Source organism: Microbispora triticiradicis (assembly GCF_005864065.1).
Lineage (GTDB): Bacteria > Actinomycetota > Actinomycetes > Streptosporangiales > Streptosporangiaceae > Microbispora > Microbispora triticiradicis.
The window spans coordinates 301,145-324,076 of record NZ_VANP01000001.1 but is presented as its reverse complement, the minus strand read 5'-3'; the positions used below and the strand labels follow the sequence as shown (position 1 = coordinate 324,076).

Annotated in this window: 24 protein-coding genes; 17 read left to right on the top strand and 7 right to left on the bottom strand. The window is 72.5% G+C overall.

The genetic code is table 11. The features are described 5' to 3' along the window. Positions 1-198: 198 nt before the first annotated feature. The 7 genes from proC to FED44_RS01580 all read left to right on the top strand — a co-directional run bounded on the left by proC (position 199) and on the right by FED44_RS01580 (position 5,986). Entirely contained in the window at positions 199-993 is a 795-nt protein-coding gene (proC, locus tag FED44_RS01610; RefSeq protein WP_117409144.1) for a pyrroline-5-carboxylate reductase, read from the top strand. Positions 994-1,144: 151 nt separating this feature from the next. Further along, a complete protein-coding gene (locus tag FED44_RS01605) occupies positions 1,145-2,308 on the top strand; it encodes an acetoin utilization protein AcuC (protein ID WP_138459506.1) in 1,164 nt (387 codons plus the stop codon). Between the two features lie 42 nt (positions 2,309-2,350). Further along, on the top strand, positions 2,351-3,166 hold the full coding sequence (locus FED44_RS01600) for a phosphatase (protein WP_138459505.1): 816 nt from the start codon (positions 2,351-2,353) through the stop codon (positions 3,164-3,166). A gap of 310 nt (positions 3,167-3,476) precedes the next feature. Further along, complete coding sequence (locus tag FED44_RS01595; RefSeq protein ID WP_030456159.1) at positions 3,477-3,680, top strand: helix-turn-helix domain-containing protein; 204 nt, start codon at positions 3,477-3,479, stop codon at positions 3,678-3,680. A 157-nt stretch (positions 3,681-3,837) separates the two neighbouring features. Continuing rightward, positions 3,838-3,936 carry a 30S ribosomal protein bS22 gene (locus FED44_RS01590; protein WP_018654693.1) on the top strand — a complete coding sequence of 33 codons (99 nt, stop codon included), beginning with the start codon at positions 3,838-3,840 and terminating at the stop codon, positions 3,934-3,936. 78 nt (positions 3,937-4,014) lie between these two features. After that, positions 4,015-5,079, top strand: coding sequence for an NAD-dependent epimerase/dehydratase family protein (locus tag FED44_RS01585; RefSeq protein ID WP_138459504.1), 1,065 nt, complete (start codon positions 4,015-4,017; stop codon positions 5,077-5,079). A gap of 4 nt (positions 5,080-5,083) precedes the next feature. After that, complete coding sequence (locus tag FED44_RS01580; protein ID WP_117409148.1) at positions 5,084-5,986, top strand: lysophospholipid acyltransferase family protein; 903 nt, start codon at positions 5,084-5,086, stop codon at positions 5,984-5,986. A gap of 30 nt (positions 5,987-6,016) precedes the next feature. Here the strand turns inward: FED44_RS01580 and FED44_RS01575 are convergent, their stop codons facing one another. The 3 genes from FED44_RS01575 to FED44_RS01565 form a co-directional block, all read right to left on the bottom strand. Next, the gene (locus tag FED44_RS01575) at positions 6,017-6,886 is read right to left on the bottom strand and encodes an HAD family hydrolase (RefSeq protein WP_117409149.1); all 870 of its coding nucleotides are present in this window, start codon (positions 6,884-6,886) and stop codon (positions 6,017-6,019) included. Positions 6,887-6,941: 55 nt separating this feature from the next. Continuing rightward, positions 6,942-7,658: a DUF5667 domain-containing protein gene (locus FED44_RS01570; RefSeq protein ID WP_138459503.1), complete on the bottom strand. Its 717-nt coding sequence runs from the start codon at positions 7,656-7,658 to the stop codon at positions 6,942-6,944. A gap of 97 nt (positions 7,659-7,755) precedes the next feature. Further along, positions 7,756-8,448, bottom strand: a complete 693-nt coding sequence (locus FED44_RS01565; RefSeq protein ID WP_138459502.1) for a sigma-70 family RNA polymerase sigma factor — start codon at positions 8,446-8,448, stop codon at positions 7,756-7,758. Between the two features lie 271 nt (positions 8,449-8,719). Between FED44_RS01565 and FED44_RS01560 the strand changes: the two genes are divergently transcribed. Further along, positions 8,720-10,372 carry a putative quinol monooxygenase gene (locus tag FED44_RS01560; RefSeq protein ID WP_138459501.1) on the top strand — a complete coding sequence of 551 codons (1,653 nt, stop codon included), beginning with the start codon at positions 8,720-8,722 and terminating at the stop codon, positions 10,370-10,372. Between the two features lie 15 nt (positions 10,373-10,387). Here FED44_RS01560 and FED44_RS01555 read toward each other — a convergent pair whose 3' ends face one another. Further along, positions 10,388-10,636 carry a glutaredoxin family protein gene (locus FED44_RS01555; RefSeq protein ID WP_111699600.1) on the bottom strand — a complete coding sequence of 83 codons (249 nt, stop codon included), beginning with the start codon at positions 10,634-10,636 and terminating at the stop codon, positions 10,388-10,390. Between the two features lie 216 nt (positions 10,637-10,852). Here FED44_RS01555 and FED44_RS01550 point away from each other — a divergent pair, with 216 nt between their 5' ends. The 7 genes from FED44_RS01550 (at position 10,853) to hemL (ending at position 18,761) form a co-directional block, all read left to right on the top strand. Next, complete coding sequence (locus FED44_RS01550; protein WP_111699599.1) at positions 10,853-11,551, top strand: redox-sensing transcriptional repressor Rex; 699 nt, start codon at positions 10,853-10,855, stop codon at positions 11,549-11,551. Positions 11,552-11,576: 25 nt separating this feature from the next. Beyond that, positions 11,577-12,956: a glutamyl-tRNA reductase gene (locus FED44_RS01545; protein WP_111699598.1), complete on the top strand. Its 1,380-nt coding sequence runs from the start codon at positions 11,577-11,579 to the stop codon at positions 12,954-12,956. After that, a complete protein-coding gene (gene hemC / locus FED44_RS01540; RefSeq protein ID WP_111699597.1) occupies positions 12,953-13,864 on the top strand; it encodes a hydroxymethylbilane synthase in 912 nt (303 codons plus the stop codon). Before FED44_RS01545 ends, hemC begins: the two co-directional genes overlap by 4 nt. Then, positions 13,861-15,450 (top strand): bifunctional uroporphyrinogen-III C-methyltransferase/uroporphyrinogen-III synthase, encoded by a 1,590-nt coding sequence (locus FED44_RS01535; RefSeq protein WP_111699596.1) that lies wholly within the window; start codon positions 13,861-13,863, stop codon positions 15,448-15,450. The genes hemC and FED44_RS01535 overlap by 4 nt, the downstream gene beginning before the upstream one ends. 108 nt (positions 15,451-15,558) lie before the next feature. Further along, positions 15,559-16,545: a porphobilinogen synthase gene (hemB, locus tag FED44_RS01530; protein ID WP_138459500.1), complete on the top strand. Its 987-nt coding sequence runs from the start codon at positions 15,559-15,561 to the stop codon at positions 16,543-16,545. A gap of 204 nt (positions 16,546-16,749) precedes the next feature. Then, positions 16,750-17,394: a bifunctional DNA primase/polymerase gene (locus tag FED44_RS01525; protein ID WP_111699594.1), complete on the top strand. Its 645-nt coding sequence runs from the start codon at positions 16,750-16,752 to the stop codon at positions 17,392-17,394. Positions 17,395-17,465: 71 nt separating this feature from the next. Then, a complete protein-coding gene (hemL, locus tag FED44_RS01520; protein WP_138459499.1) occupies positions 17,466-18,761 on the top strand; it encodes a glutamate-1-semialdehyde 2,1-aminomutase in 1,296 nt (431 codons plus the stop codon). Positions 18,762-18,788: 27 nt separating this feature from the next. Here hemL and FED44_RS01515 read toward each other — a convergent pair whose 3' ends face one another. Together FED44_RS01515 and FED44_RS01510 are read right to left on the bottom strand one after the other, a co-directional pair. Continuing rightward, positions 18,789-19,547, bottom strand: a complete 759-nt coding sequence (locus FED44_RS01515) for an SDR family NAD(P)-dependent oxidoreductase (protein ID WP_138459498.1) — start codon at positions 19,545-19,547, stop codon at positions 18,789-18,791. After that, a complete protein-coding gene (locus tag FED44_RS01510) occupies positions 19,537-19,953 on the bottom strand; it encodes an ester cyclase (protein WP_111699591.1) in 417 nt (138 codons plus the stop codon). Before FED44_RS01510 ends, FED44_RS01515 begins: the two co-directional genes overlap by 11 nt. A 70-nt stretch (positions 19,954-20,023) precedes the next feature. Here FED44_RS01510 and FED44_RS01505 point away from each other — a divergent pair, with 70 nt between their 5' ends. After that, on the top strand, positions 20,024-20,893 hold the full coding sequence (locus tag FED44_RS01505) for a LysR family transcriptional regulator (RefSeq protein ID WP_111699590.1): 870 nt from the start codon (positions 20,024-20,026) through the stop codon (positions 20,891-20,893). Between the two features lie 28 nt (positions 20,894-20,921). Here the strand turns inward: FED44_RS01505 and FED44_RS01500 are convergent, their stop codons facing one another. Continuing rightward, on the bottom strand, positions 20,922-21,809 hold the full coding sequence (locus FED44_RS01500) for an EamA family transporter (RefSeq protein WP_111699589.1): 888 nt from the start codon (positions 21,807-21,809) through the stop codon (positions 20,922-20,924). A 206-nt stretch (positions 21,810-22,015) separates the two neighbouring features. Between FED44_RS01500 and FED44_RS01495 the strand changes: the two genes are divergently transcribed. Then, positions 22,016-22,924 (top strand): LysR family transcriptional regulator, encoded by a 909-nt coding sequence (locus FED44_RS01495; protein WP_111699588.1) that lies wholly within the window; start codon positions 22,016-22,018, stop codon positions 22,922-22,924. Positions 22,925-22,932: the final 8 nt, after the last annotated feature.

The window sequence follows — 22,932 nt, the reverse complement described above, 5'->3', positions numbered from 1 at the left end:
ATTCATGGACACCCTCGGCCGATCATCCGGGCAAAAGAGTAGTAAAGCGACACTCGCCGTCACTTGGATGCAAAACCGCAACATTTGTGGTGGGCATGGGATGACGCGAGGTGTCGGAGGCCGCCGGGCCGCGACACGCTCCTCCGGCGGGATCGGTAAGCTGCGCGCAGATCCCGGCGAGTACAGGAAGGCACAGGGATGATCGCGATCCTCGGGACCGGAAAGATGGGCGAGGCCCTGCTCTCCGGGCTGGTACGCGCCGGTCTGCGGCCGGACGAGATCGTGGCGACGGCCCGCAGGCCCGAGCGGGCCGAGGCGCTGCGCGAGCGGTACGGCGTGCGGGTGGCGGGCAACGCCGAGGCCGCCAAGCTGGCCGAGACGCTCATCCTCGCCGTCAAGCCGCAGGACATGGGCGCGCTGCTGGCCGAGATCGCCCCGCACGTGCCCGCCGACCGGCTGGTGATCTCCGTCGCCGCGGGCATCACGACCGCCTTCGTGGAGACCAGGCTCGGGGACGGCGTGGCGGTCGTCCGCGTCATGTCGAACACGCCTGTCCTGGTCGACGAGGCCATGAGCGTCATCTCGGCCGGGGCGCACGCCTCCGAGGAGCACCTCAGGCGCACCGAGGCGCTGCTCAGCCCGGTGGGCAAGGTGCTGCGCATCCCGGAGGCGCAGCAGGACGCCGCCACCGCGCTGTCCGGCAGCGGCCCGGCGTACTTCTTCTACCTCGTCGAGGCGATGGTCGACGCCGGGATCCTGCTGGGCATGCCGCGCGCCGCCGCCCTCGACATGGTCACCCAGTCGATCGTCGGCGCCGCGATCATGCTGCGCGACTCGGGGGAGCACCCGGTGATCCTGCGTGAGGCCGTGACCTCGCCCGGAGGCACCACGATCGCCGCCATCGCCGAGCTGGAACGGCACAAGGTCAGGGCCGCGTTCCTCGACGCGATCGAGGCCGCCTGCGAGCGCAGCCGCCGTCTCGCCTCCGGCTGAGGGCCGTACGCGCGAGCCGTGACGCACGGGCGAGGCGGGGCCCCGCTGTGACGGTCACGCACGAGGCCCGGACACGAGCCGGAGCGACGGCGTCGTGGTCCGGGTACGGGCGATAACGTTCTGGTATGAGTCACTGCGATGGCGTCGCCGCATGAGCCGGGCGGTGCGGGTCGTCTGGGACGACGCCCTGGTCACGTACGACTTCGGGCCCGGCCACCCCCTCGCGCCCGTGCGCGTCGAGCTCACCATGGCGCTCGCCCGCGAGATGGGCGTGCTCGACACGGTCGAGACGACCGGCTGCGTCCCCGCCACCGACGACGAGATCGCGCTGGTCCACAAGCGGGACTACATCGAGGCGGTCAAGACCGTCTCCCGGGACGGCCGCCCCGACCTGCGGTACGGGCTCGGCACCGAGGACAACCCCGCCTTCGCGGGGGTGCACGAGGCGTCCGCGCTGGTCACCGGGGCCACGCTGGCCGCCGCCAGGGCCGTGTGGGACGGCACGGCCGAGCACGCGGTGAACGTCGCGGGGGGCCTGCACCACGCCATGCCCGGCGCCGCCAGCGGCTTCTGCGTCTACAACGACCCGGCGGTGGCGATCGCGTGGCTGCTGTCGCACGGCGCGTCCCGCATCGCGTACGTGGACGTGGACGTGCACCACGGCGACGGCGTGCAGGCGGCGTTCCACGACGATCCCCGGGTGCTCACGATCAGCCTGCACGAGAGCCCGCGCACGCTCTTCCCCGGCACCGGGTTCCCGCACGAGACGGGCGCCGAGGGCACCGCGGTCAACGTCGCGCTGCCGGCGGGCTGCGGCGACGCCGGGTGGCTGCGGGCCTTCCACGCGGTCGTCCCGCCGCTGCTGCGGCACTTCCGGCCGCAGGTCCTGGTCACCCAGCAGGGATGCGACAGCCACGCACTCGACCCGCTGGCGCACCTCATGCTCAGCCTCGACGGGCAGCGCGCGACGTACGCCGCGCTGCACCGGCTGGCCCACGAGACCGCGGGCGGACGCTGGATCGCGCTGGGCGGCGGGGGCTACGAACTCGTCCAGGTCGTGCCGAGAGCCTGGACGCACCTGATCGCCGAGGCTGCGGGGTGTCCCGTCGACCCCGGCACCCCCACGCCGGAGGCCTGGCGGACGTACGTGACGGAACGGACCGGCGAGATCCCGCCGTTGCGGATGACCGACGGGCGGGACCCACAGTGGCGTGACTTCTCCGAGGGGTACGATCCAGCCGACGCCGTCGACCGGGCCGTCGTCGCGACCAGGAAGGCGGTGTTCCCCTTCCACGGCCTGGATCCCATGCCCTGACATGTCCGGAATTGCGCCGAGCCGAGGAGCGCTGTAGCAGTCGTGACCCGACCGTCCTCCCCACCCTCGTCCCCGCCGTCCCCGGCCTCGCCCTCCCGGGCCGAACTGCGCGAGCACCTCGTACGGACCGCCATCGCCGGCGACGTCGCCACCAGCCGGGAGAACAACCTCGATCACTACCGGTCGCTCGCGCTGCGCGACCCGCACTACCTCTTCGGGCTCACCTTCGAGGGCGAGTGGTCCTACCACGACGTGCTGCGACTGATGGCCGACCGGGCCGGGGTGGCGGCCGACCCCGGCCACCGCGAGGGCCAGGACACCATCGACCCCGATCGGACCATCGACGCGGTGGAGGAGATGGGAGACCGTGTCGCCAAGGTCCTGCGGCGTGGCTCGGCCCGGATCGTCGTGGCCACCGGCCACCCCACCGGCCTGCTCACCGTCCACCTCGCCCTGGCCAGGTTCGCGGCCGGGAACGGGGCGACCCTGCTGTCCCCCGCGGAGGGGTGGACGTACGTCGGCGGGCTCGGCCGCCGCAGGCGGATCCGTTACCTCGACGGCGTGGCGATGCTGGAGGACCGCGGCACGTTCGTGCACACCCACGACCCGCACCCGATGCGGGCGATGCTCGCGGAGGAGCGCCCCGACCTGGTGATCGCCGATCACGGCTGGGCGGGGGCGGCGGGCGAGGCCGGGGTCGAGACGGTGGGCTTCGCCGACAGCAACGACCCCGCGCTGTTCGTGGGGGAGGCGGAGGGCAAGATCGCCGTCGGCGTCCCGCTCGACGACAACGTGCTTCCCCGGCACTACGCCCCGTTGACCTCGTATCTGATCGCGCGCATCGCCCGTAGCCTCTGACACCCTTACGGACCTCCCAAATCGGGCATTTCGCGCCCGCTTTTGCACCGGTGTGTCGGGCGGTTGCCAACTTTTTTCTGTTCCTGGGCGACTCTTATGTGAGAGAAGTTGGTCCGTTCCAAGATTGAGGCGAGGGGCACGGCCCTGCTGCTGCCAGCGACTTTCCCGATTTTGACGGCACACGGCTCCGCTGATGATGGAATGGGGGGTTTGCCTACTCGGAGTCCGGACTTACGCTGACGGCAGTACACGTGCGTGAGCGATGGCACCAGTGGGGATAACCCGGAAACACGTGCGGAAGAGGCGTCCGATGGGTGCAGGCGAAAGACCTCTCAGCGAGGTGAAGTTCTTGACGGTGGCCGAGGTGGCGACCGTCATGCGGGTGTCCAAGATGACGGTGTACCGGCTCGTGCACTCGGGCGAGTTACCGGCCATCCGTGTCGGCCGGTCCTTCAGAGTGCCCGAGCAGGCGGTGCACGACTACTTGCGGGACGCGTTCATCGAAGCGGGTTGAACGCCCTCGGACGACCACGCTTGACGGCGGCGTGGCCGGCCCCCGCCCGACGCGGGGTCCCCCGGGGGAGCGATCTACCGTGGATCGCCGGTAGTCTGTTGAGCCGGTGTGCGCTCGCGCGCCGGTTCGACTGTCACCACCTTCACCTGGGGGTCCCGTGGGCTCTGTGATCAAGAAGCGCCGCAAGCGCATGGCCAAGAAGAAGCACCGCAAGCTGCTGAAGAAGACCCGCATCCAGCGGCGTAACAAGAAGTAGCCGAGACGGAGCGCGCACCGGTCCCGAGGGACCGGGCGACCGTCGAACACGCACACGCACACCCCCGGCGAGGCGTCGATGACTCGTACCGTGCTGGTCACCGGTGTCCGCGGTCACATCGGCGCCCGTGTGGCGGCCGCGCTCGCGGGCGATCCGGAGATCGACCGCGTCATCGGCGTGGACACCGAGCCGCCGCCACCCGCTCGTGGGCGGGACGGTGGGCAGGACGGCCCGGCGCTCGGCCGCGCCGAGTTCGTCCGTGTCGCGCTGCGCGGCCCGGACCTGGCTCGGGTCATCCGGGACGCCGACGTCGACACGGTCGTGCACCTCAGCCTGGTCAGCGGCAGCGGCCGTGGAGACCGCCGGGCCGGCGGGACGGGCGGTGGCCGGCCGGCCATGAAGGAGCACAACGTCATCGGCACGATGCAGTTGCTCGCGGCCTGCCAGCGCTCCGCCACGGTGCGCCGCGTGGTCGTGCGCTCCACCACGGCCGTGTACGGCTCCTCGCCGCACGCTCCGGCCGTGTTCACGGAGGACAGCGAGCCCGTCGAGGTGGCGCACCACGGATACGCCAGGGACGCCACGGAGGTCGAGACGTACGTCCGGGGCTTCGCCCGGCGGCGGCCCGACGTGACGACGACCACGCTGCGGTTCGCCAACCTCATGGGGCCCGGCGTCGACTCGCCGCTCACGCGTTACTTCTCGCAGCCCGTGCTGCCCACCGTGCTCGGCTTCGATCCGCGGCTGCAGTTCGTCCACGAGGACGACGCCGTCGAGGCGCTGTGCCGTACGGCCGGGACGGACCACCCCGGCGTGTTCAACGTGGCGGGCGACGGCGTCCTGCTGCTGTCGCAGTGCGCGCGGCGCACGGGCCGGCCGGTGGTCCCGCTGCCGTCCCCGGCCTTCCGCCTGGTCGGCGGGCTGGCCAGGGGCGCCCGGCTGGTCGACTTCTCGCCCGAGCAGCTCACGCTGATGAGTCACGGCCGCGCGGTGGACACCGCCAGGCTCACCGCCGAGCTCGGCTGGCGCCCTAAGTACGGCACGGCGGCGGCGTTCGACGACTTCCTGCGGTCCCGGGGCGGCCCCGGTCACCTGCCGCTCGCCGCGGTCGACTGGCTGGCCGGCCTCGTGACGAAGCGGTGACCCGATGAACGACTTCCAGGACCGGCGCGCGGCCGGGAACGGCCATGCGGCCGGACCCGGGAGCGGCGACGACTCCGGCGAGCGGCTCGCGGAGCTGTTCGCCTTTCTGCGCCGCAGGATCACCGGCGACTACGAGGTCGACGAGTTCGGCTTCGATCCCGAGCTGAACGACCGGGTGCTGCTGGAGGCGCTGCGCCCGTTGTACCGGCACTGGTTCAGGACCGAGACCCTCGGCCTGGAGAACGTGCCGGCCGACGCCGGGGCTCTGATCGTGGCCAACCACTCCGGCACGCTGCCGGTGGACGCGCTCATGCTCCAGGTCGCGGTGAACGACGAGCTGGGCCGGCCGCTGCGCCTCCTCGGCGCCCACCTGGTCTATCAGCTCCCCGTGCTCGGGCATCTCGCCCGCAAGTCGGGGCACACGCTCGCCTGCCCCGAGGACGCCGACCGCCTGCTGCGCAGGGGCGAGGTCGTCGGCGTCTTCCCCGAGGGCTTCAAGGGCATCGGCAAGCCGTTCTCCGAGCGCTACCGGCTGCAGAGGTTCGGCCGGGGCGGGTTCGTCGCCTCGGCGATCAGGGCCGGTGTGCCGATCGTCCCGTGCGCGATCGTCGGCGCGGAGGAGATCTATCCCAAGATCGGTGACGTCCCCTCGCTCGCGCGCCTGCTCGGCCTGCCGTACCTCCCGATCACGCCGCTGTTCCCCTGGCTCGGGCCGCTCGGCCTGGTCCCGCTGCCGTCGAAGTGGCTGATCGAGTTCGGCGAGCCGGTCCGCACCGACTCCTACGACCCGGAGGAGGCCGACGACCCCGCGGTGGTCTTCGACCTCACCGACCACGTCCGGGAGACCATGCAGCGGCGGCTCGACGCCCTGCGGCTGCGCCGGGGGGCCGCGTTCCCCCCGATCTGACGGCCGGTCTCGCGGTTCCGGCCCGGGGCGTCAGAGGCTGGAGCGGTAGTGGCGGCGCAGCGCGATGCCGGCGGCGACGCCGCCCGCTATGGCCCCCGCCGTCGCCGCGATCGGCAACCCGATCATGGTCGCCTTCCGGCCGGTGCGGAAGTCGCGGGTCTCCCAGCCGTTGTCCCTGGCGTGCTCGCGTAGCTCGCTGTCGGGGTTGATGGCGTACGGGTGGCCCACGAGCGAGAGCATCGGCAGGTCGTTGGACGAGTCGCTGTAGGCCGAGCACCGGGCGAGGTCGAGGCCCTCGCGCCGGGCCAGCGCCCGTACGGCCTCGGCCTTGGCCGGGCCGTGCAGCAGGTCGCCGACCAGCCGCCCGGTGTAGGCGCCGTCGGCGGTCTCGGCGACCGTGCCGAGCGCCCCGGTGAGCCCGAGCCGCTGCGCGATGACCCGGGCCAGCTCCACCGGGGTCGCGGTGACCAGCCACACCCGCTGCCCGGCGTCGAGATGCGCCTGCGCCAGCGCGCGGGTGCCCGCCCACACGCGGTCGGCCATCACGTCGTCGTAGATCTCCTCGCCCAGCCGGACGACCTCGTCCACCTTGAGCCCCGCGACGAAGGCGAGGGCCATCTCCTTGGCCCTGGCGATGTGCTCGGGGTTCTCGTTGCCCCGGACACGAAACCACGCCTGCCCGACCGCGAACTTGGCCAGGTCGCGGGTGGTGAACAGGCCCCGCGAGGCGAGCCCGCGCGCGAAGTGGTAGATGGAGGCGCCGCGCATCATGGTGTTGTCGACGTCGAAGAACGCCGCCGCGGTCAGATCAGGCACGACCTCGGGAGCGGACACCGCCGCGGCGGCGGCCACCTCACCGGCGATCTCCGCCGCTTCCCTCCGTCGCAATAGCCGCCTCATGGCTCATCAGCTTAACCGCCGGACACCGTCCCCAACGTGAGCGGGACATGACGTGTCAGCGTCCGGAAGCCGTGAAAGTGTCGATGTAACGCAGGTACTGCGTGGCCTTGTCGCGATTCTCCCCGTCGAGTTTCGGCAGCAGCGGCTCCACCACCTTGCGCTGCTGACGCGCGAACCGCCGCGCCTCGCCGTCGGCATGGCCACGCCGCGCAACGCGGGTCAGCGCGGCCCTGGTCTTCGTCTCCATGTCGTCGAGCGTCTGGGCGATCAGCCGGCGGCGGTCGGGGGCGGCCTCGCCGATCAGCGAGGCGGTCTCGGCCGCCCGCAGCCGGGCCGCGGCCATCTCCCGCTCCGCCCGGTCCTTCTCGTCGTACGCCAGGACGAGCACCGTCGACTCGGCCACCCGCTTCAGCGGGTACAGCACCTCGCCGGGCACCGCGTGGTACGTGCGCACACCGGTGGCGAACATCCCGCTCAGCGCGACGCCGAAGACGAGGACGGGGCGCAGCCGTACGAGCAGGGACCGGCGGGGACGGGGCCGGCGGCTCCCGGCGTGGGCGGCGGGGGGCGCCGCGTGCCTGCCCGCGGTGCGTTCGTCGGCGTGGGCACGCATGAGATCGGCCCGCAGCCGCTCGCGGAAGTCGGGGCTCGGGCCGCCGTTCACCAGGGACCGCAGGGCCGTCACGCGCGCGGTGACCCGCCGGGTGCGGGCCGAGGTCCGGCCGCCCTTCCGGCGCGAGGGTCGCCACCAGCCCATCACGGTTCCCGCCATCCCCCGCTCGACGTCGGCGACTGTCCTTTCCCGGCCGGATCGACCGTGCTGCGAAGATCCGACCTGCGACATGCCCAACGACAGGGTGTGGGAATGGTTACGGGCTGTCAGCGAGATCGTCCGGGAGTGCCCGGGCGAGCGCCCTTATCGCCCGGAACTGGAGGGCCTTGATCGCTCCGGCCTTCTTGCCCATGATCTTCGCTGTCTCCGCGAGCGACATGCCCTCCACGAAGCGCAGGATCACGCATTCCTGCTGCTCGGGGCCGAGTTGCTTGAGCGCCTGCATGAGGCGCTCGTTCACCATGTTCGCGACGACCGCGTTCTCGGGGATGTGCGGGCCGTCCAGAGGTGTGTCGAGAATCACCGCTGTGGTGACCTCAAGCCGGTTGCGTCCCGACTTGTAGTGATCGGTGATCAGGTTGCGGGCGATGGTGACCAGCCAGGCGCCGAAGTCGCGGCCCTGCCAGGTGAAGTCGGCGATGCCCCGCAGCGCGCGCAGGAACGTGTCGCTCGTCAGGTCCTCGGCCAGCGCGTGGCTGCCCACCCGGAAGTAGACGTACCGGTAGACCAGGTCGAGGTAATGGTCGTAGAGGAGGCCGAACGCCTCGCTGTCGCCGGTCTTGGCGCGCAGCACGAGGCTTCGCATCTCGTCGTTCTCGCGGTCGTGTTCGTGGCTGTACTCGCGGCCGTGTTGTCGGCCGCGCTCGGTGAGATCCGCGGAGCGCGCGGGCTGCGCGGATACGGCGGTGGCCGGAGGCGACAGCCCGGCCAACGGCCACAGGTTCGGCATCCGTTATCCCATGGGGGAAGGGGAGTCGGCGTGCGGCAACACTCTAGAAATCAACGGGAGATAACACAATCCGTTCGAGTGGAAGAACTCGCTGCCGGAGAACGGGCGCCATCGCGAAACGCGGCGTCGGCGGTGCTCGGGCGCTGATCGGGGGACGGAACGGACGGGCCTCCGCCGGATGCGGAGGCCCGTCGCGGGCGCCGGATCCCGCACCCGTACAGGGCGACCGGCTACCCGTGCGAAGGCGTTGTCAGGCAGCATGGGTGCCACCATGGAAGTCCTCGTCGCTCTCCTCGCGTTCGCCGGCGCCCTGCTCGCCGGCATCACCACCGGCGTCCTCGTCGGGCGTCTCCGTGACGAGCCGGCCGGATGGCTGATCGCGTGGAGCATCGCCACGGGCGCGCTCGCGGTGTCGCTCGGCGCCGTCGCCGTCGGCCACCTCACCGGCTTCGGGCCCGTGACGTTCCGGGCGTACCAGATCACCGGGTCGCTGCTGGCCCCGCTCTGGCTGGCCGTGGGCGTGCTCCAGCTTCTCTCGGAGAAGGCGGCGGCCCGCTTCGCCGGGTGGCTGCTCGGCGCCGCTCTCACGGTCGTGGGCACGGTCATCATGGTGCTGGACCCCATCGTCACCTCGGGGTTCGGCAAGACGCTGCCCGACGGCCCCGCCCACTGGGACCTGTGGCCCGAGTGGCTGCTGCGGGGCGTCCACGGCCTGGTGGTGTTCCTGCTCCTCCTCGCTCTCGGCATCGCGCTGATGAGCTGGCGCGACGGCGACGACTACGACGCCGACAACATGAACGCGACCGTGGTGCTCGCGCCCGCGGGCATGGCCCTCGCGGGCGCGCTGGAGTTCGGGCTCCCGGGGCTGCTGGTCGTCGCGCTGATGGCCGCCGCCGCCGGGGGCGTCTGGTACGCCGTGGCGCGTCCGCTCGCGCCGTACGACGACGAGGACGAGGAGGACGACGCGCCCGAGGAGGAGTGGCAGGGCCGGCGCGGCGGGCGGGCCGACACCGCCCTGCGCGCCGAGAGCCGGGGGCCCTCCGAGACCAGGGTGCCCGCCGCCCCCTCGGGTCCGGCCGTCGCGGCGGGAGGTCCGGGAGCCCCTGGAGGTCCGGGAGCCCGGGGTGCGGCGGCGGGGGCGGTCCCGCCCGGAGCCGCGCCGCGCCGCTCGGGGCTGGGCGACCTGGTGGCCGAGTATCGCGCGGGCGAGCAGGGCGAGGTCGACTACGCGGCCCGCATGCGCCCTCCGGACGGCCGCCCCGACGGGCGCCCGGACGGCCGGCCGCTCGCCGACGACTTCGGCGGGCCCGCGACCGGCCAGCTTCTGGCCGCCGACCAGTACGGCCAGCCGCGCCGGCCCGACTACGCCATGCCCGCCGGCCCGGCGGCCGGGCAGGACCGGGCGATGCCCGCGACGGGGGCGGTGTATCCGGGGGCGCCGGCGGGCGCCACCCCGGTGGGCGGGGCGGAGCTGCCCAGCCCGGCCGACCTCGCGGCGAGCTTCGGCGTGGGCTTCGGCAGGTCCCGGCAGGGCGTGAGCCCGGAGGGGGCGCAGCAGGCGGGCCGCCCGGCCCGGCAGGGAGGCTCGGTGAAGCCGTCCCCCGGCATCTACGGCCTGCTGACCGTGTTCACGCTGCTGGACGGTTCGGGCGAGGCGTTCGACAAGCTGGCGGAGGAGACGGTGGAGGCGGTGCAGCGCAACGAGCCCGACACGCTGCTGTTCGTCTGCCACGCGGTGAAGTCGGCCCCGCTCCAGCGCATCGTCTACGAGCTCTACCGCGACGAGGTGGGCTACGGCGAGCACCAGAGGCAGCCGCACATGGAGCGGTTCACCACCGAGCGGGTGAAGTACGTGCTGGCCGCCAACGTCATCGAACTCGCCGTCAACGCCGCCAAGGTCGTCCCGCTCCCCACCCGGATGTGATCCGGGGAGAGGGGCTCAGCGGGCGAGGGCGGCGCGGAGGCGGGCCTCGTCGACCCTCCAGTACGTGTGCTGGACGCCGTCGACCAGGACGACCGGGATCATCTCCCAGTATTCGGCCTGATCCTCCGGTGAGGCGGTGATGTCGCGTTCCTCCCACGGGACGCCGAGCTCGCCCGCCACCCGCTCGACGACCGCGCGGGCGTCGTCGCACAGATGGCAGCCGGGCTTGCCGAGCAGGGTGATCCGGTGATCCGCAGGAGCCATGCCGCCAGCGTAGTCACGCTCCCGGCGTCCTCACGATCCGCGTGGTCACGATCCCGGCGGACCCGGATCGGCGACCGGCGCACCCTCCTGGGACGCTGGTGAGCACGATCGACTTTGTGCATTGCTTCACAAAGGCACTAACCTGGATTCATTCCGTCGCATCCACCCTTGCGGCCGGGGGCGCACCGGCCGTCCGTCCCCCAGGAGTTCCGGCAAGTGATCCGCCGTATCCCGCAGGCACGCGATCGCGGTATCCCCGACGCCACCGTGGCGAGGCTGCCGCTCTATCTGCGTGCCCTGAACGGGATGGCCGAACGGGGCACGCCGACGGTGAGCTCGGAGGACCTGGCGGTCGCCGCGGGCGTCAACTCGGCCAAGCTCCGCAAGGACCTGTCCCACCTCGGGTCGTACGGAACCCGCGGTGTCGGCTACGACGTGCAGTACCTCATCTACCAGATCTCGCGTGAGCTTGGTCTCACCCAGGACTGGGCGGTGGCGATCGTGGGCGTCGGAAACCTCGGCCGGGCGCTGGCCAACTACGGCGGGTTCGCCTCCCGCGGGTTCCGCATCGCGGGCCTGCTCGACGCCGATCCGCACGTGGTCGGCGACCGCATCGCCGGTCTCGTCGTCGAGCACGCCGACGAGCTGGAGACGGTGATCAGGCAGCGCGGCGTGTCGATCGTCGTGATCGCCACCCCCGCCGCGCCGGCCCAGCAGGTCTGCGACCGTGTCATCGCGGCCGGCGTCACCAGTATTTTGAACTTCGCCCCCGTCGTCCTGGCTGTGCCTGACGGCGTAGATGTCCGTAAAGTCGATTTATCTATCGAACTGCAGATACTTGCGTTCCACGAGCAGCGCAAGGCTAATGGAGGACCCATCATGGCCGAGGAGTGGCCGGACGGGGTGGTCATGTGAGTGAGCCATCAGTGGGAGCGAGCTCATGAGTATCCTCGTCGTCGGCCTGAGCCACCGGACCACCCCGGTCGCCCTGCTCGAACGCGTGACGATCGGCGGGGACGCCCTCGTCAAGCTGCTGCACGACCTGCAGGCGGACGAGAACGTGTCTGAGGCGCTGGTCGTCTCCACCTGCAACCGCGTCGAGGTCTACGCCGCGGTCGACCGCTTCCACGGCGGCCTCGGCGCCGTGACGAACCTGCTCGCCGCGCACTCCGGCCTGCCGCACGAGCGGCTCGCGCCGCACCTGTACGTGCACTACGAGGAGCGGGCGGTCCAGCACCTGTTCACGGTCGCCTGCGGGCTCGACTCCATGGTCGTCGGCGAGGGGCAGATCCTCGGCCAGATCAGGACCGCGCTCCGCCTGGCGCAGGAGGAGGGCACCGCCGGGACAACCCTCAACGAGCTGGCCCAGCACGCGCTGCGGGCCGGCAAGCGGGCGCACGCCGACACCGGCATCGACCGGGCCGGCGCCTCGCTCGTCGGGGTCGGCCTGACGCTCGCCGAGCGGGTCCTCGGGCCGATCGCCGGCAGGCGTGCCCTGGTGGTCGGCGCGGGCTCGATGAGCTCGCTGTCCGCCGCGACCCTTTCCCGCGCGGGCGTGACCGACATCGTCATCGCCAACCGCACCCGGGAGCGGGCCGAGCGGCTCGCCGAGACGGTCGGCGGGCGCGCCGCGGACCTGGCCGGCATCCCCGCCGAACTGGCCGCGGCCGACCTCGTGATCTCCTGCGTCGGCGCCGGAACCCGCACGATCGACCCCGAGATGATCGGGAACCGCGACCGCCCGCTGTTCCTGCTCGACCTCGCACTGCCCCACGACGTGGACCCCGGCGTACGGGACCTGCCCGGCGTGACGCTCGTCGACCTGGAGTCGATGCAGCAGGACGGCGTGGGCGACGACGTCGCCGACGGCGGCCGGGCCGAGGCGATCCAGGAGGTCTGGCGCATCGTGACCGAGGAGGTCACCGCCTACCTGCACGCGGAGCGCGCCGCCCTGGTGACCCCCACGGTCGTGGCCCTGCGCAGCAAGGCCGCCGGAGTGGTGGAGGCCGAGATGGGCCGGTTGATGTCCCGCCTGCCCGGCCTCGACGGGCGGACCCGCGACGAGATCACCCAGACCGTGCGGCGGGTCGTGGACAAGCTGCTCCACGAGCCGACCGTACGGGTGAAGCGGCTGGCCGCCGCGCCGGGCGGCGACCAGTACGCCGAGGCGCTGCGCGAGTTGTTCGGCCTCGACCCGAACGCGCCCGACGCCGTGTCGTGCCTCGACCGCCTGGACGGCCTGGAGACCTTGGAAAACCTGGACAGTCTGAGGAGCCTGGACGGCATGCGGAGCCCGAAGAGCCCGGAGGTGGAGCGATGAGCACGCCTCTTCGTCTCGGCACCCGCAGGAGCCTGATGGCGACCACCCAGTCGGGGATCGTCGCCGAGCGGCTGACCGCCCTGACCGGCCGGGAGGTCGAGCTCGTCGGCGTCACGACGTTCGGCGACGTCTCCCGGGCCCACCTGACCCAGCTCGGCGGCACGGGCGTCTTCGTGAACGACCTGCGCGGCCGGCTGCTCGCCGGCGAGGTCGACTTCGCGGTGCACTCGCTCAAAGACCTGCCGACCAAGCAGGACGAGCGCATCGCGCTCGCGGCCATCCCCGAGCGGGACGACCCCCGCGACGCGCTCGTCGGCCCGGTGAGGCTGCGCGACCTGCCGCCCGGAGCCCGGGTCGGCACCGGGTCGCCGCGCCGGGTGGCCCAGCTGCGCCTGCTCCGGCCGGATCTCGACTACCTCCCCATCAGGGGAAACGCGGACACCCGCATCGGCAAGGTGACGTCGGGCGAGCTCGACGCCGTCGTGCTGGCCGCCGCCGGGCTGGCCAGGATCCGCCGGACCGGGGAGATCGCCCAGGTGTTCGAGGTCGGCGAGATGCTGCCCGCCCCCGGGCAGGGCGCCCTCGCCGTCGAGTGCCTGGCCGACCGTGACGATCTCGTCGAACTGCTGAGCGCCGTCGACGACCCGCTGACGCGGGCCGCCGTGGACGCCGAACGTTCGGTGCTCGCCGCCCTCGAGGCCGGTTGCGCGGCCCCGGTAGGTGCTTTCGCCTCCGGTGACGGGCACATTCTCAATCTGACCGCCACCGTCGTCGCCGTCGACGGCGCACGGTCGGTGCGCAAGTCCACCTCCGGACCTTCTCCGGCGGCAGTGGAGCTCGGCCGTGAACTCGCGGCAGCCATGATCGCCGAAGGGGCCGACACGTTGATGGGGGAGCAGGCCCATTGAGCCCCGCCGACCACACCACCCAGGCCCGATCCGGGTTCGTCGCCTTCGTGGGCGCCGGTCCCGGTGACGAGAACCTGCTCACGTTGCGCGGCGCCGACCTGCTGAGCAGGGCCGACGTCGCCGTCCTCGACCGCCGGGCGTACGGACCGCTGCTGCGCCACTGCCGCGAGGACGTCGAGGTCGTCGACATCTCCGCCGACGCGGCGGAGAACTCGGTGTCGCTGAAGACCATCCAGGCCGCCAAGGCGGGCCGCACCGTGGTGCGGCTGTGCTCGGGCGACCCGTCCTTCTTCTCCTCCGTCACCGACGAGGTGGCCGCCTGCGCCAAGGCGGACGTCGACTTCGAGATCGTGCCCGGCGTCCCGCCGGCCACGGCCGTGCTGACGTACGCCGGCATCCCGCCCGCGGCGTCGGCGCCGGAGTTCCGGATCGTGGACGCCGCGCAGGTGGACGACTGGGCGAGGCACGCCGACTGCGCGGGCACCCTCGTGATCTACAACGGCGTCGCCGACGCGGTCCCGATCAGCAAGGCGCTGATCGGGGGCGGCAAGCCCGACTCGACGCCGGTCGCGGTCACCAGCGACGGCACCACCACCGAGCAGTACACGGTGGTCTCCACGCTCGGGCGGCTCGGCCCCGACCTCAAGCACGCCGGGATGACCGAGCCCGCGCTGATCGTCGTCGGCGACGCGGTCGGCATGCGCGACCGCCTGTCGTGGTTCGAGACCAAGTCGCTGTTCGGCTGGCGGGTCCTGGTGCCGCGCACCAAGGAGCAGTCGAAGGGCCTGTCGGAACAGCTCCGCTCGTACGGCGCGGTGCCCGAGGAGGTGCCGACGATCTCTGTCGAGCCGCCCCGCACCCCGCAGCAGATGGACCGCGCCATCAAGGGCCTGGTCACCGGACGCTACGAGTGGGTCGCGTTCACCAGCGCCAACGCCGTCAAGGCCGTCCGCGAGAAGTTCGAGGAGTACGGTCTGGACGCCCGCGCGTTCGCCGGGCTCAAGGTCGCCGCGGTCGGCGAGGCCACGTCGCGGGCGCTGGTGGAGTTCGGCGTTAAGCCCGACCTCATGCCGACGGGCGAGCAGTCGTCCGAGGGCCTGCTGGCCGAGTGGCCGCCGTACGACTCGATGCTCGACCCGATCAACCGGGTGCTGCTGCCGCGGGCCGACATCGCGACCGAGACGCTGGTCGCGGGGCTGACCCAGCTCGGCTGGGAGTGCGACGACGTCACGGCCTACCGCACCGTGCGGGCCGCGCCGCCGCCCGCGCCGATCCGTGAGGCGATCAAGGGCGGCGGGTTCGACGCCGTGCTGTTCACGTCGTCCTCGACCGTACGGAACCTCGTCGGCATCGCCGGCAAGCCGCACAACGTCACGGTGATCGCGGTCATCGGGCCGCAGACGGCCAAGACGGCCGAGGAGTTCGGCCTGCGGGTCGACGTGATGGCCGACAGGCCGTCCGCCTCGGCCCTCGCCGCCGCGCTGGCGGACTACGGTGCGAAGATGCGCCACGCCGCGGTGTCGGCGGGCGAGGTGCCGCGCCGTCCCTCCCAGATGCGCCGGGGCGCGCGGCGCAGGGTGAAGTAGCAGCGCGTGAAGTCGAACGCGTGAAGTAGCAGCGCGAGTGGATTCGGTTCGCGCGCGGCCCGCGGGGGCGATCCCGCGGGCCGCGCGATCCAGAGCGGGGAGATCGTTGTGAACGCCCGATACCCGGTGGCGCGGCCCCGGCGGCTGCGCCGCACCGCCGCGATGCGGCGGATGGTCGCGGGGACGCGGCTGCACCCGGCCGAGCTCATCCTGCCCGTGTTCGTCAAGGAGGGCATCGCCGAGCCGCAGCCGGTGGGCTCCATGCCCGGGGTCGTCCAGCACACCCGCGAGTCGCTGCGCAAGGCCGCGCACGAGGCGGCCGAAGCCGGCGTCGGCGGGATCATCCTGTTCGGGATTCCGGCGCACAAGGACGCCCGGGGCTCGGGCGCCGACGACCCCGACGGGATCGTCCAGGCGGCCCTGCGCGACCTCGCCGCCGACCTGGGCGACGCGCTGGTCCTGATGACCGACACCTGCCTGGACGAGTACACCGACCACGGCCACTGCGGCCTGCTGACCGCCGGCGGCGAGGTGGACAACGACGCGACGCTGGAGCGGTACGCGTCGGCGGCGGTCGCCCAGGCGGCGGCCGGGAGCCAGATGATCGCGCCGAGCGGCATGATGGACGGCCAGGTGGGGGCCATCCGCGCCGCCCTCGACGCGGCCGGCTTCGCCGAGATCCCGATCCTGGCCTACGCGGCCAAGTACGCCTCCGGCTTCTACGGGCCGTTCCGCGACGCCGCCGAGTGCGCGCCGCAGTTCGGCGACCGCAGCGCCTACCAGCAGGACCCGGCCGGTCCGATCGGCGAGGCGCTGCGCGAGGTGCGCCTCGACCTGGCCGAGGGCGCGGACGCCGTCATGGTGAAGCCCGCGTTGGCGTACCTGGACATCCTGCGGCAGGTGCGCGACCTGGTCGAGGTGCCCGTCGCGGCCTACCAGGTCAGCGGCGAGTACGCGATGGTCGAGGCCGCGGCGGCCAACGGCTGGATCGACCGGGAGCGGGTGATCATGGAGTCGCTGGTCGCGATCCGCCGCGCCGGTGCCGACATGATCCTCACGTACTGGGCCACGGAGGTCGCCCGGGCACTATCCTGACCTCTCATCAGGGCCCTGCCAGGCGAGGCAAATCAGCAGGTACGTACCATCGTGCCTATCGCAGGGCGGCGGCGGCGACGGAATGTCCGGCGCACGCCGCCGGTTTCGGGCGTGGCCGGGGCAGCGCGGCGAGGCGCCGCCGGGGCCGCGCGGCAGGGCGTGTCTCGTCGGAGACCGCTTAGGTCGCTTGTGGGGAGGAGCGCCATGGTCGGAGTACCGCTGGCCCGTCGTGCGAAACGGCGCGCGCATCACGCGCCACCGAAGATGACGTCGGTGCTCGAGTACGCCCAGCTGGGCTGGGCGAGCTGTATGGGAGCCCATCCGCTGGCCGAGGGGGGCAGGGCGTGCTCCTGTGACCGGGTGGGCTGTCCCGACCCCGGCATGCACCCGCTGTCGCCCGCCTGGCAGATGCAGGCCACGACGGACACCGCGCTGCTGACGCGGTGGTGGAAGCAGGATCCGGACGCGAACGTGATCCTGCCCACCGGCAGGGTGTTCGACGTCTTCGACGTGACGGCCGAGGCGGGCCGCCCCACGCTGGCGGCCATGGACGCCGCGGGCTTCGACACCGGCCCGGTCGCCGAGAACGGCGACCGGGTGCTTTTTTTCGTGGCCACGCGCGGCGCCCCCGAGGACGAGGACGAGTGGTGGTCCTGCCACCTTGACGCGGGTCCGGAGACCATCGACAGCACGCCGGGGCTGCGCTGGCACTGCCGGGAGAGTTACGTGCTCGCGCCGCCGTCCACCACGCCGTCCGGCGGGACCGTGAGCTGGATCAGGCCTCCCGACGGGCGTCCCCTGCCCGACCCGCTGCGGGTCCTCGACCTGCTCGCCGACTTCTGTGAGTAGTCTCCGCGAGTGGTTCTCGCGAGCGGTTCCCGGTACGACCACCGCGCCGGCCGGCCCGTAACCTGGAGGGCGTGACTCGTACGCAGACCTCCGAGGACCTGTTCGACCGCGCCCGCCGGATCGTCCCCGGCGGGGTGAACTCGCCGGTGCGCGCCTTCGGCGCCGTGGGCGGCACGCCCCGCTTCATGGCCTCCGGTGAGGGGCCGTACATCACCGACGTGGACGGCAACCGCTACGTCGACCTGGTGTGCTCCTGGGGCCCGATGATCCTGGGTCACCGGCACCCGGCGGTCGTGGAGGCGCTGGAGGAGGCCGTCGCCCGCGGCTTCTCCTTCGGCACCGCGACGGAGGGGGAGGTCCTGCTCGCCGAGGAGATCGTCGCCCGCGTGGCGCCGGTCGAGAAGGTCCGCCTGGTCAGTTCGGGCACCGAGGCCACCATGTCCGCCGTACGGCTCGCCCGCGGCTTCACCGGCCGGGCGAAGGTCGTGAAGTTCGCCGGCTGCTACCACGGCCACGTCGACGCGCTGCTGGCGTCCGCCGGCTCGGGCGTCGTCACCTTCGGCCTGCCGGACACCCCGGGCGTCACCGGCGCCTCGGCGGCCGACACGATCGTCCTGCCGTACAACTCGGTCGAGGCGGTCGAGGAGGCCTTCCGCGCGTTCGAGATCGCCTGCGTGATCACCGAGGCGTGCCCGGCGAACATGGGCGTCGTGCCGCCCGCCGACGGCTTCAACGCGCGCCTGCGTGAGCTGTGCACCGAGCACGGCGCACTGCTGATCATCGACGAGGTGCTCACCGGCTTCCGCGTCTCCGCCTCCGGCTGGTACGGCGTCGACCCCGTCGAGGCCGACCTCATGACGTTCGGCAAGGTGATGGGCGGCGGGCTGCCCGCCGCGGCGTTCGCCGGCCGGGCGGAGGTCATGGCCGCGCTCGCCCCCGAGGGCCCCGTCTACCAGGCCGGGACGCTGTCGGGCAACCCGCTCGCCTGCGCGGCCGGGCTGGCCACGCTGCGCGCCTGCGACGACGACGCGTACGACCGCATCGACGCCTCCGCCCTGGTCATCGGGCGGGCGGCCTCCGACGCGCTGGCCGCCGCCGGGGTGCCGCACCGCCTCCAGCGCGCGGGCAACCTCTTCTCGATCTTCTTCACCGACACCCCGGTCACCGACTTCGAATCGGCCCGCACCCAGAACACCGACGCGTACCGGGCGTTCTTCCACAGCATGCTGGACCAGGGCGTCTACCTGCCGCCGTCGGCGTACGAGGCGTGGTTCCTGTCGGCCGCCCACGACGACGAGGCGCTCACCCGGATCGCCGAGGCCCTGCCCCTGGCCGCGAAGGCCGCCGCCCAGGCCGCCGGCGCCTGAGACGGCCGGCTGCCGCGTCGGGCGCGGTCAGGCTCCCGTACGGGTCACGCCACCGTCGACGTGCAGGATCTGGCCCGTGACGAAGCCGGCGTCGTCCGAGACCAGGAAGGCGAGGGCGCCGGCGAGGTCCTCCGGGACCGATTTGCGCTTGATGGTCTGCATCGCCGTCACCCGGGCGAACACCTCCTCGGCGGTCGGGCCGTTCGTCCGGGCGCGGCCCAGGAAACCCTCGGTCGCCACCAGCCCGGGCGCGATCGCGTTGACGGTTATGCCGCTCTCGCCGAGTTCGTTGGCGAGCGCCCGGGTCAGCGCGTGCACGGTGCCCTTGCTGGTCATGTACGCGAGGTCGCGGTTCTGCGTCGTGGTGATGCCCGAACCGGTGTTGACGATGCGCCCCCATCCGGCGGCGCGCATTCCCGGGGCGAACGCCCGCGCGAAGAGCAGGATCGCCTCGACGTTGACCGCCTGCACCTTTCGCCACAGGTCGATCGTCAGGTGATCGAGGTCGGCGAACGGGAAGATGCCGGCGTTGTTGACGAGGATGTCGCAGCGCCCGTACCGGTCGAGGACCGTGCCGGCCACGGCGTCGACCTGCGACGGTTCGCCGACGTCGCACACCAGCCCCAGCCTGTCGCCGCCGCCCGTCAGCTTCTCGACGGCGCCGGTCGGGTCGTCGACGTCGACGGCGACCACGTTCGCGCCGTCCGCGGCGAGCCGGCGGCAGTACGCGTATCCGATGCCCCGGGCCGCCCCGGTCACCACCGCCGTCCTTCCGTCAAGCGCCACGGGTGAACTCCAGCCCGATCTGCTGTGCGATCCCGAAGTAGTCCTCCAGGTGCCACGTCCGCACGATCCGGCCTCCGGCCATCTGGTGGAAGTCCGACGCCCGGAGCTCGACCTCGCGGCCCGTGCCCTCGACGCCGAGCAGCTCCCCGGTGTGCACGCCGCGGCCGACCGAGCGCACGGCCACCATGTCACCGGACTCGACGATGTGCTCGATCGTGACGGTCAGGCCGGAGAACACCCCTCGTAGGTGGTCGATGCTCTTCTTCCATCCGTCGAGGCCGGTTGCGCTACGCAGGGCCGGGACGGCCTCCCAGTCAGGGGCGAGGGCCTCGTCGACCAGCGCCGTGTCACCGGTGGCCAGAGCCTCGTAGAAGCGCCGGGCCGCGATCTCGTTCTCGGTAGCCATGAGTCCACGCTAGGGACGCGCGTCACGGCTGATCAAAGACCTGTTCCGCAACACGTCATACGCTTCCGGTATGACGGATCTCGACCTACGGCTGCTGCGCTACTTCACCGTCGTCGCCGCGCACCTGCACTACGGCCGCGCCGCGGACGAGTTGCGCGTCGCGCAGCCGTCGCTGAGCCGGCAGATCAGCCGGCTTGAGGCCGAGGTGGGCGCGCGGCTTCTCGACCGTACGCGGCAGGGCACCCGGCTCACCGAGGCGGGAGAGGCCTTCCTCCCGCACGCGCACGCGTTGCTGCGCGCGTCGGAGCAGGCCGTGGCCGTCGCCCGGGCCGCCGCGCAGCCCACCCGGATCACCATCGGCTACACCGCGGGCCTCATCGTCACGCCGGCGGTGCGGGACCTGCGGCACAGGCATCCCGACGCCGACGTACGCACGCTGCACCTGGAGTGGAACGAGCCGCGTGAGGCGCTGCTCGAGCGGCGGGTCGACGCGGTGGTCACCCGGCTGCCGCTGCGAACCGGCGGCCTGCGCGTGACGATCCTCTACGACGAGCCGAAGATGCTGCTCGTGCCGATCGGGCACCGGCTGGCCGGCAAGGAGTCCGTCACTCTCGACGACATCGAGGGCGAGCCGATCCCCCGCTTCCCGGATCCCGAGTTCGACGCGTACTGGCGCGTCGACCCGCGACCCGGAGGCCGCCCCGCGCCCGACGGGCCCCTTGTCGAGACCATCGAGGACAAGCTCGAACACATCGCCGCGGGGCAGGCGGTAGCCATCGTCCCGGCCGCCCTGTACGCGGCCGGCATCCGCCCCGACCTCACCACGATCCCGCTGCACGGCGTCGAACCGGGTCACGTCGTCGTGGCGACCCGGGCCGCGGACCGCGGCCGGCTGGTCGCCGCGTTCCACACGTCGGCCCGCGACCACCTCCGCGGCTAGCCCCAGCCCGCGCCTCACTTCACCAAGGTCAGCGTGGGGTGGGGGAGGGAGTGGGGGCGGGGGCCGTGCGGGGGCGGGTGCCGGCGTAGAGGAGGCCGGCGAGGATGAGGGCGCCGGCGGCGAACGTGAGCGGGGAGACGGGCTCGCCGGTGAACAGGGCGGCGGAGGCCAGTCCGAAGACCGGCACCAGCAGGCCGTACGGCGCGACGAGCGAGGCGTCGTACCGGGTGAGAAGCCATCCCCAGACGGCGAATCCGCCGAGGGTCGACAGAAGTGCGGTGTAGAGCACGGCGCCCACGCCCTCCACGGTGAACGACCCCAGCGAGGACGGGCCCTCGGTCATCAGGGCCAGCGCCAGGAGGGGCGGCGCCGAGACGGCGCTGACCCACACCATGAAGCGGAGGGAGTCGGGCGGCGCGGCCCTGCGGGTGGCGACGTTGCCGAGCCCCCACCCGGCCGCCGAGGCCACGCACAGCAGGAACGCCCCGAAGGGGATCGCCCCCGACTCCGCGACGACACCGGCCGCGATCAGGCCCAGGCCGGCGAAGGCCACGACCGTACCGGTGATCCTGCGCCGTCCGAGCCGCTCGCCGAGCAGCGCGGTCGCGAACAGTGCGGTGAAGACCGCCTGCACCTGGATGACCAGTGAGGTCAGCCCGGCGGGCATACCGGCGCGCATGCCGAGCAGCAACAGGCCGTACTGGGCGACGCCGAGCGACGCGCCGGTGGCCAGCACCCACCGCCAGGGCACGCGCGGTCCTCCGGTGACCAGCACGGCGGGGAAGGCGGCCAGCAGGAAGCGGAGGGCGGCGTACGTGAGCGGCGGGTAGTGCTTCAGGCCCGTCTGCATGACGACGAAGTTGCAGCCCCAGACGGCGGCGAGCGCGACGGCCAGAGCCAGGTGGCGGGGGCGCATGGATCGGTCGCCGGAAGGGTCAGCGGGAGTGGCGCCGGTCCCGGCTCTGCCTGGCCTGCTTCGCAAGGGTCTCCAGGTAGGAGGTCTGCTCGGTACGGGTCGGCTTCGTGAAGAACTTGTTGAAGATTCGCATGAGCAAATCATCGCATCGCTAAACAGTTGAGCGCAACCGAGTTTTTCTTACCCGGACGGTTTAGACTGTCTACATGTTGGATCTGAACCGGCTGAAGGCACTGCACGCGGTCGCCGTCTACGGGTCCGTGGGCGCCGCCGCCGAGGCGCTGATGGTGACCCCGTCGGCGATCTCCCAGCAGCTCGCCAAGCTCGAACGGGAGACCGGCGCGGTCCTGATCGAGCGCAACGGCCGCGGGGTGAAACTCACCGACGCTGCCGGGCTGCTCGCCGACCACGCCGAGCGCATCCTCGCGCTCGTGGAGACGGCGGAGGCCGACTTCGAGGCGCTGCGCGGGGAGGTGGTCGGCAGGCTGAGCATGGCCGCCTTCCCCACCGCGGCGCGGGGCATCGTGCCGCGCGCCCTCACCACACTGAAGAGGCAGCACCCCGACCTCGACCTGCTCGTCTACGAGCGGGAGCCCGAACGGCAGATCCGCGAGCTGTCGCGCGGCGACCTCGACCTCGCAGTCCTCCAGGACTGGCTCAACCGCCCGATGGCCCTGCCGGAGGGGCTGTCGCGCACGGCGCTGCTCGACGACGTGGCCGACGTCGTGGTGCCGGCCGACCACCCGCTGGTGGGCGCCGACCGGGTGCGGCTGAGCGACCTCGACGGCGAGAGCTGGATCAGCTCGACCCCCGGCACGGTCTGCCACGACTTCCTGGTGTTCCTGCTGCGTTCCGAGGAACGGGAGCCGCACATCGTCTCCATGGCCGACGAGTACCCCACCCAGCTCGCGCTGGTCGCCGAGGGCCACGGATGCGCGCTCATCCCGCGGCTCGGCCGGGGGCCGCTGCCGGAGGGCGTCGCCGTCCTGGCCGTCCAGCCGCCGCCGGTCAGGCGGATCTACGCGGTGTGGCGGACCGACGCCGCGAGGCGCCCCGCGATCCGCGCCGCCGTAGAGGCGCTGCGCTCCGCGTGCCCGGAGCCGTCCGGTGGGTAGGCTGTGCA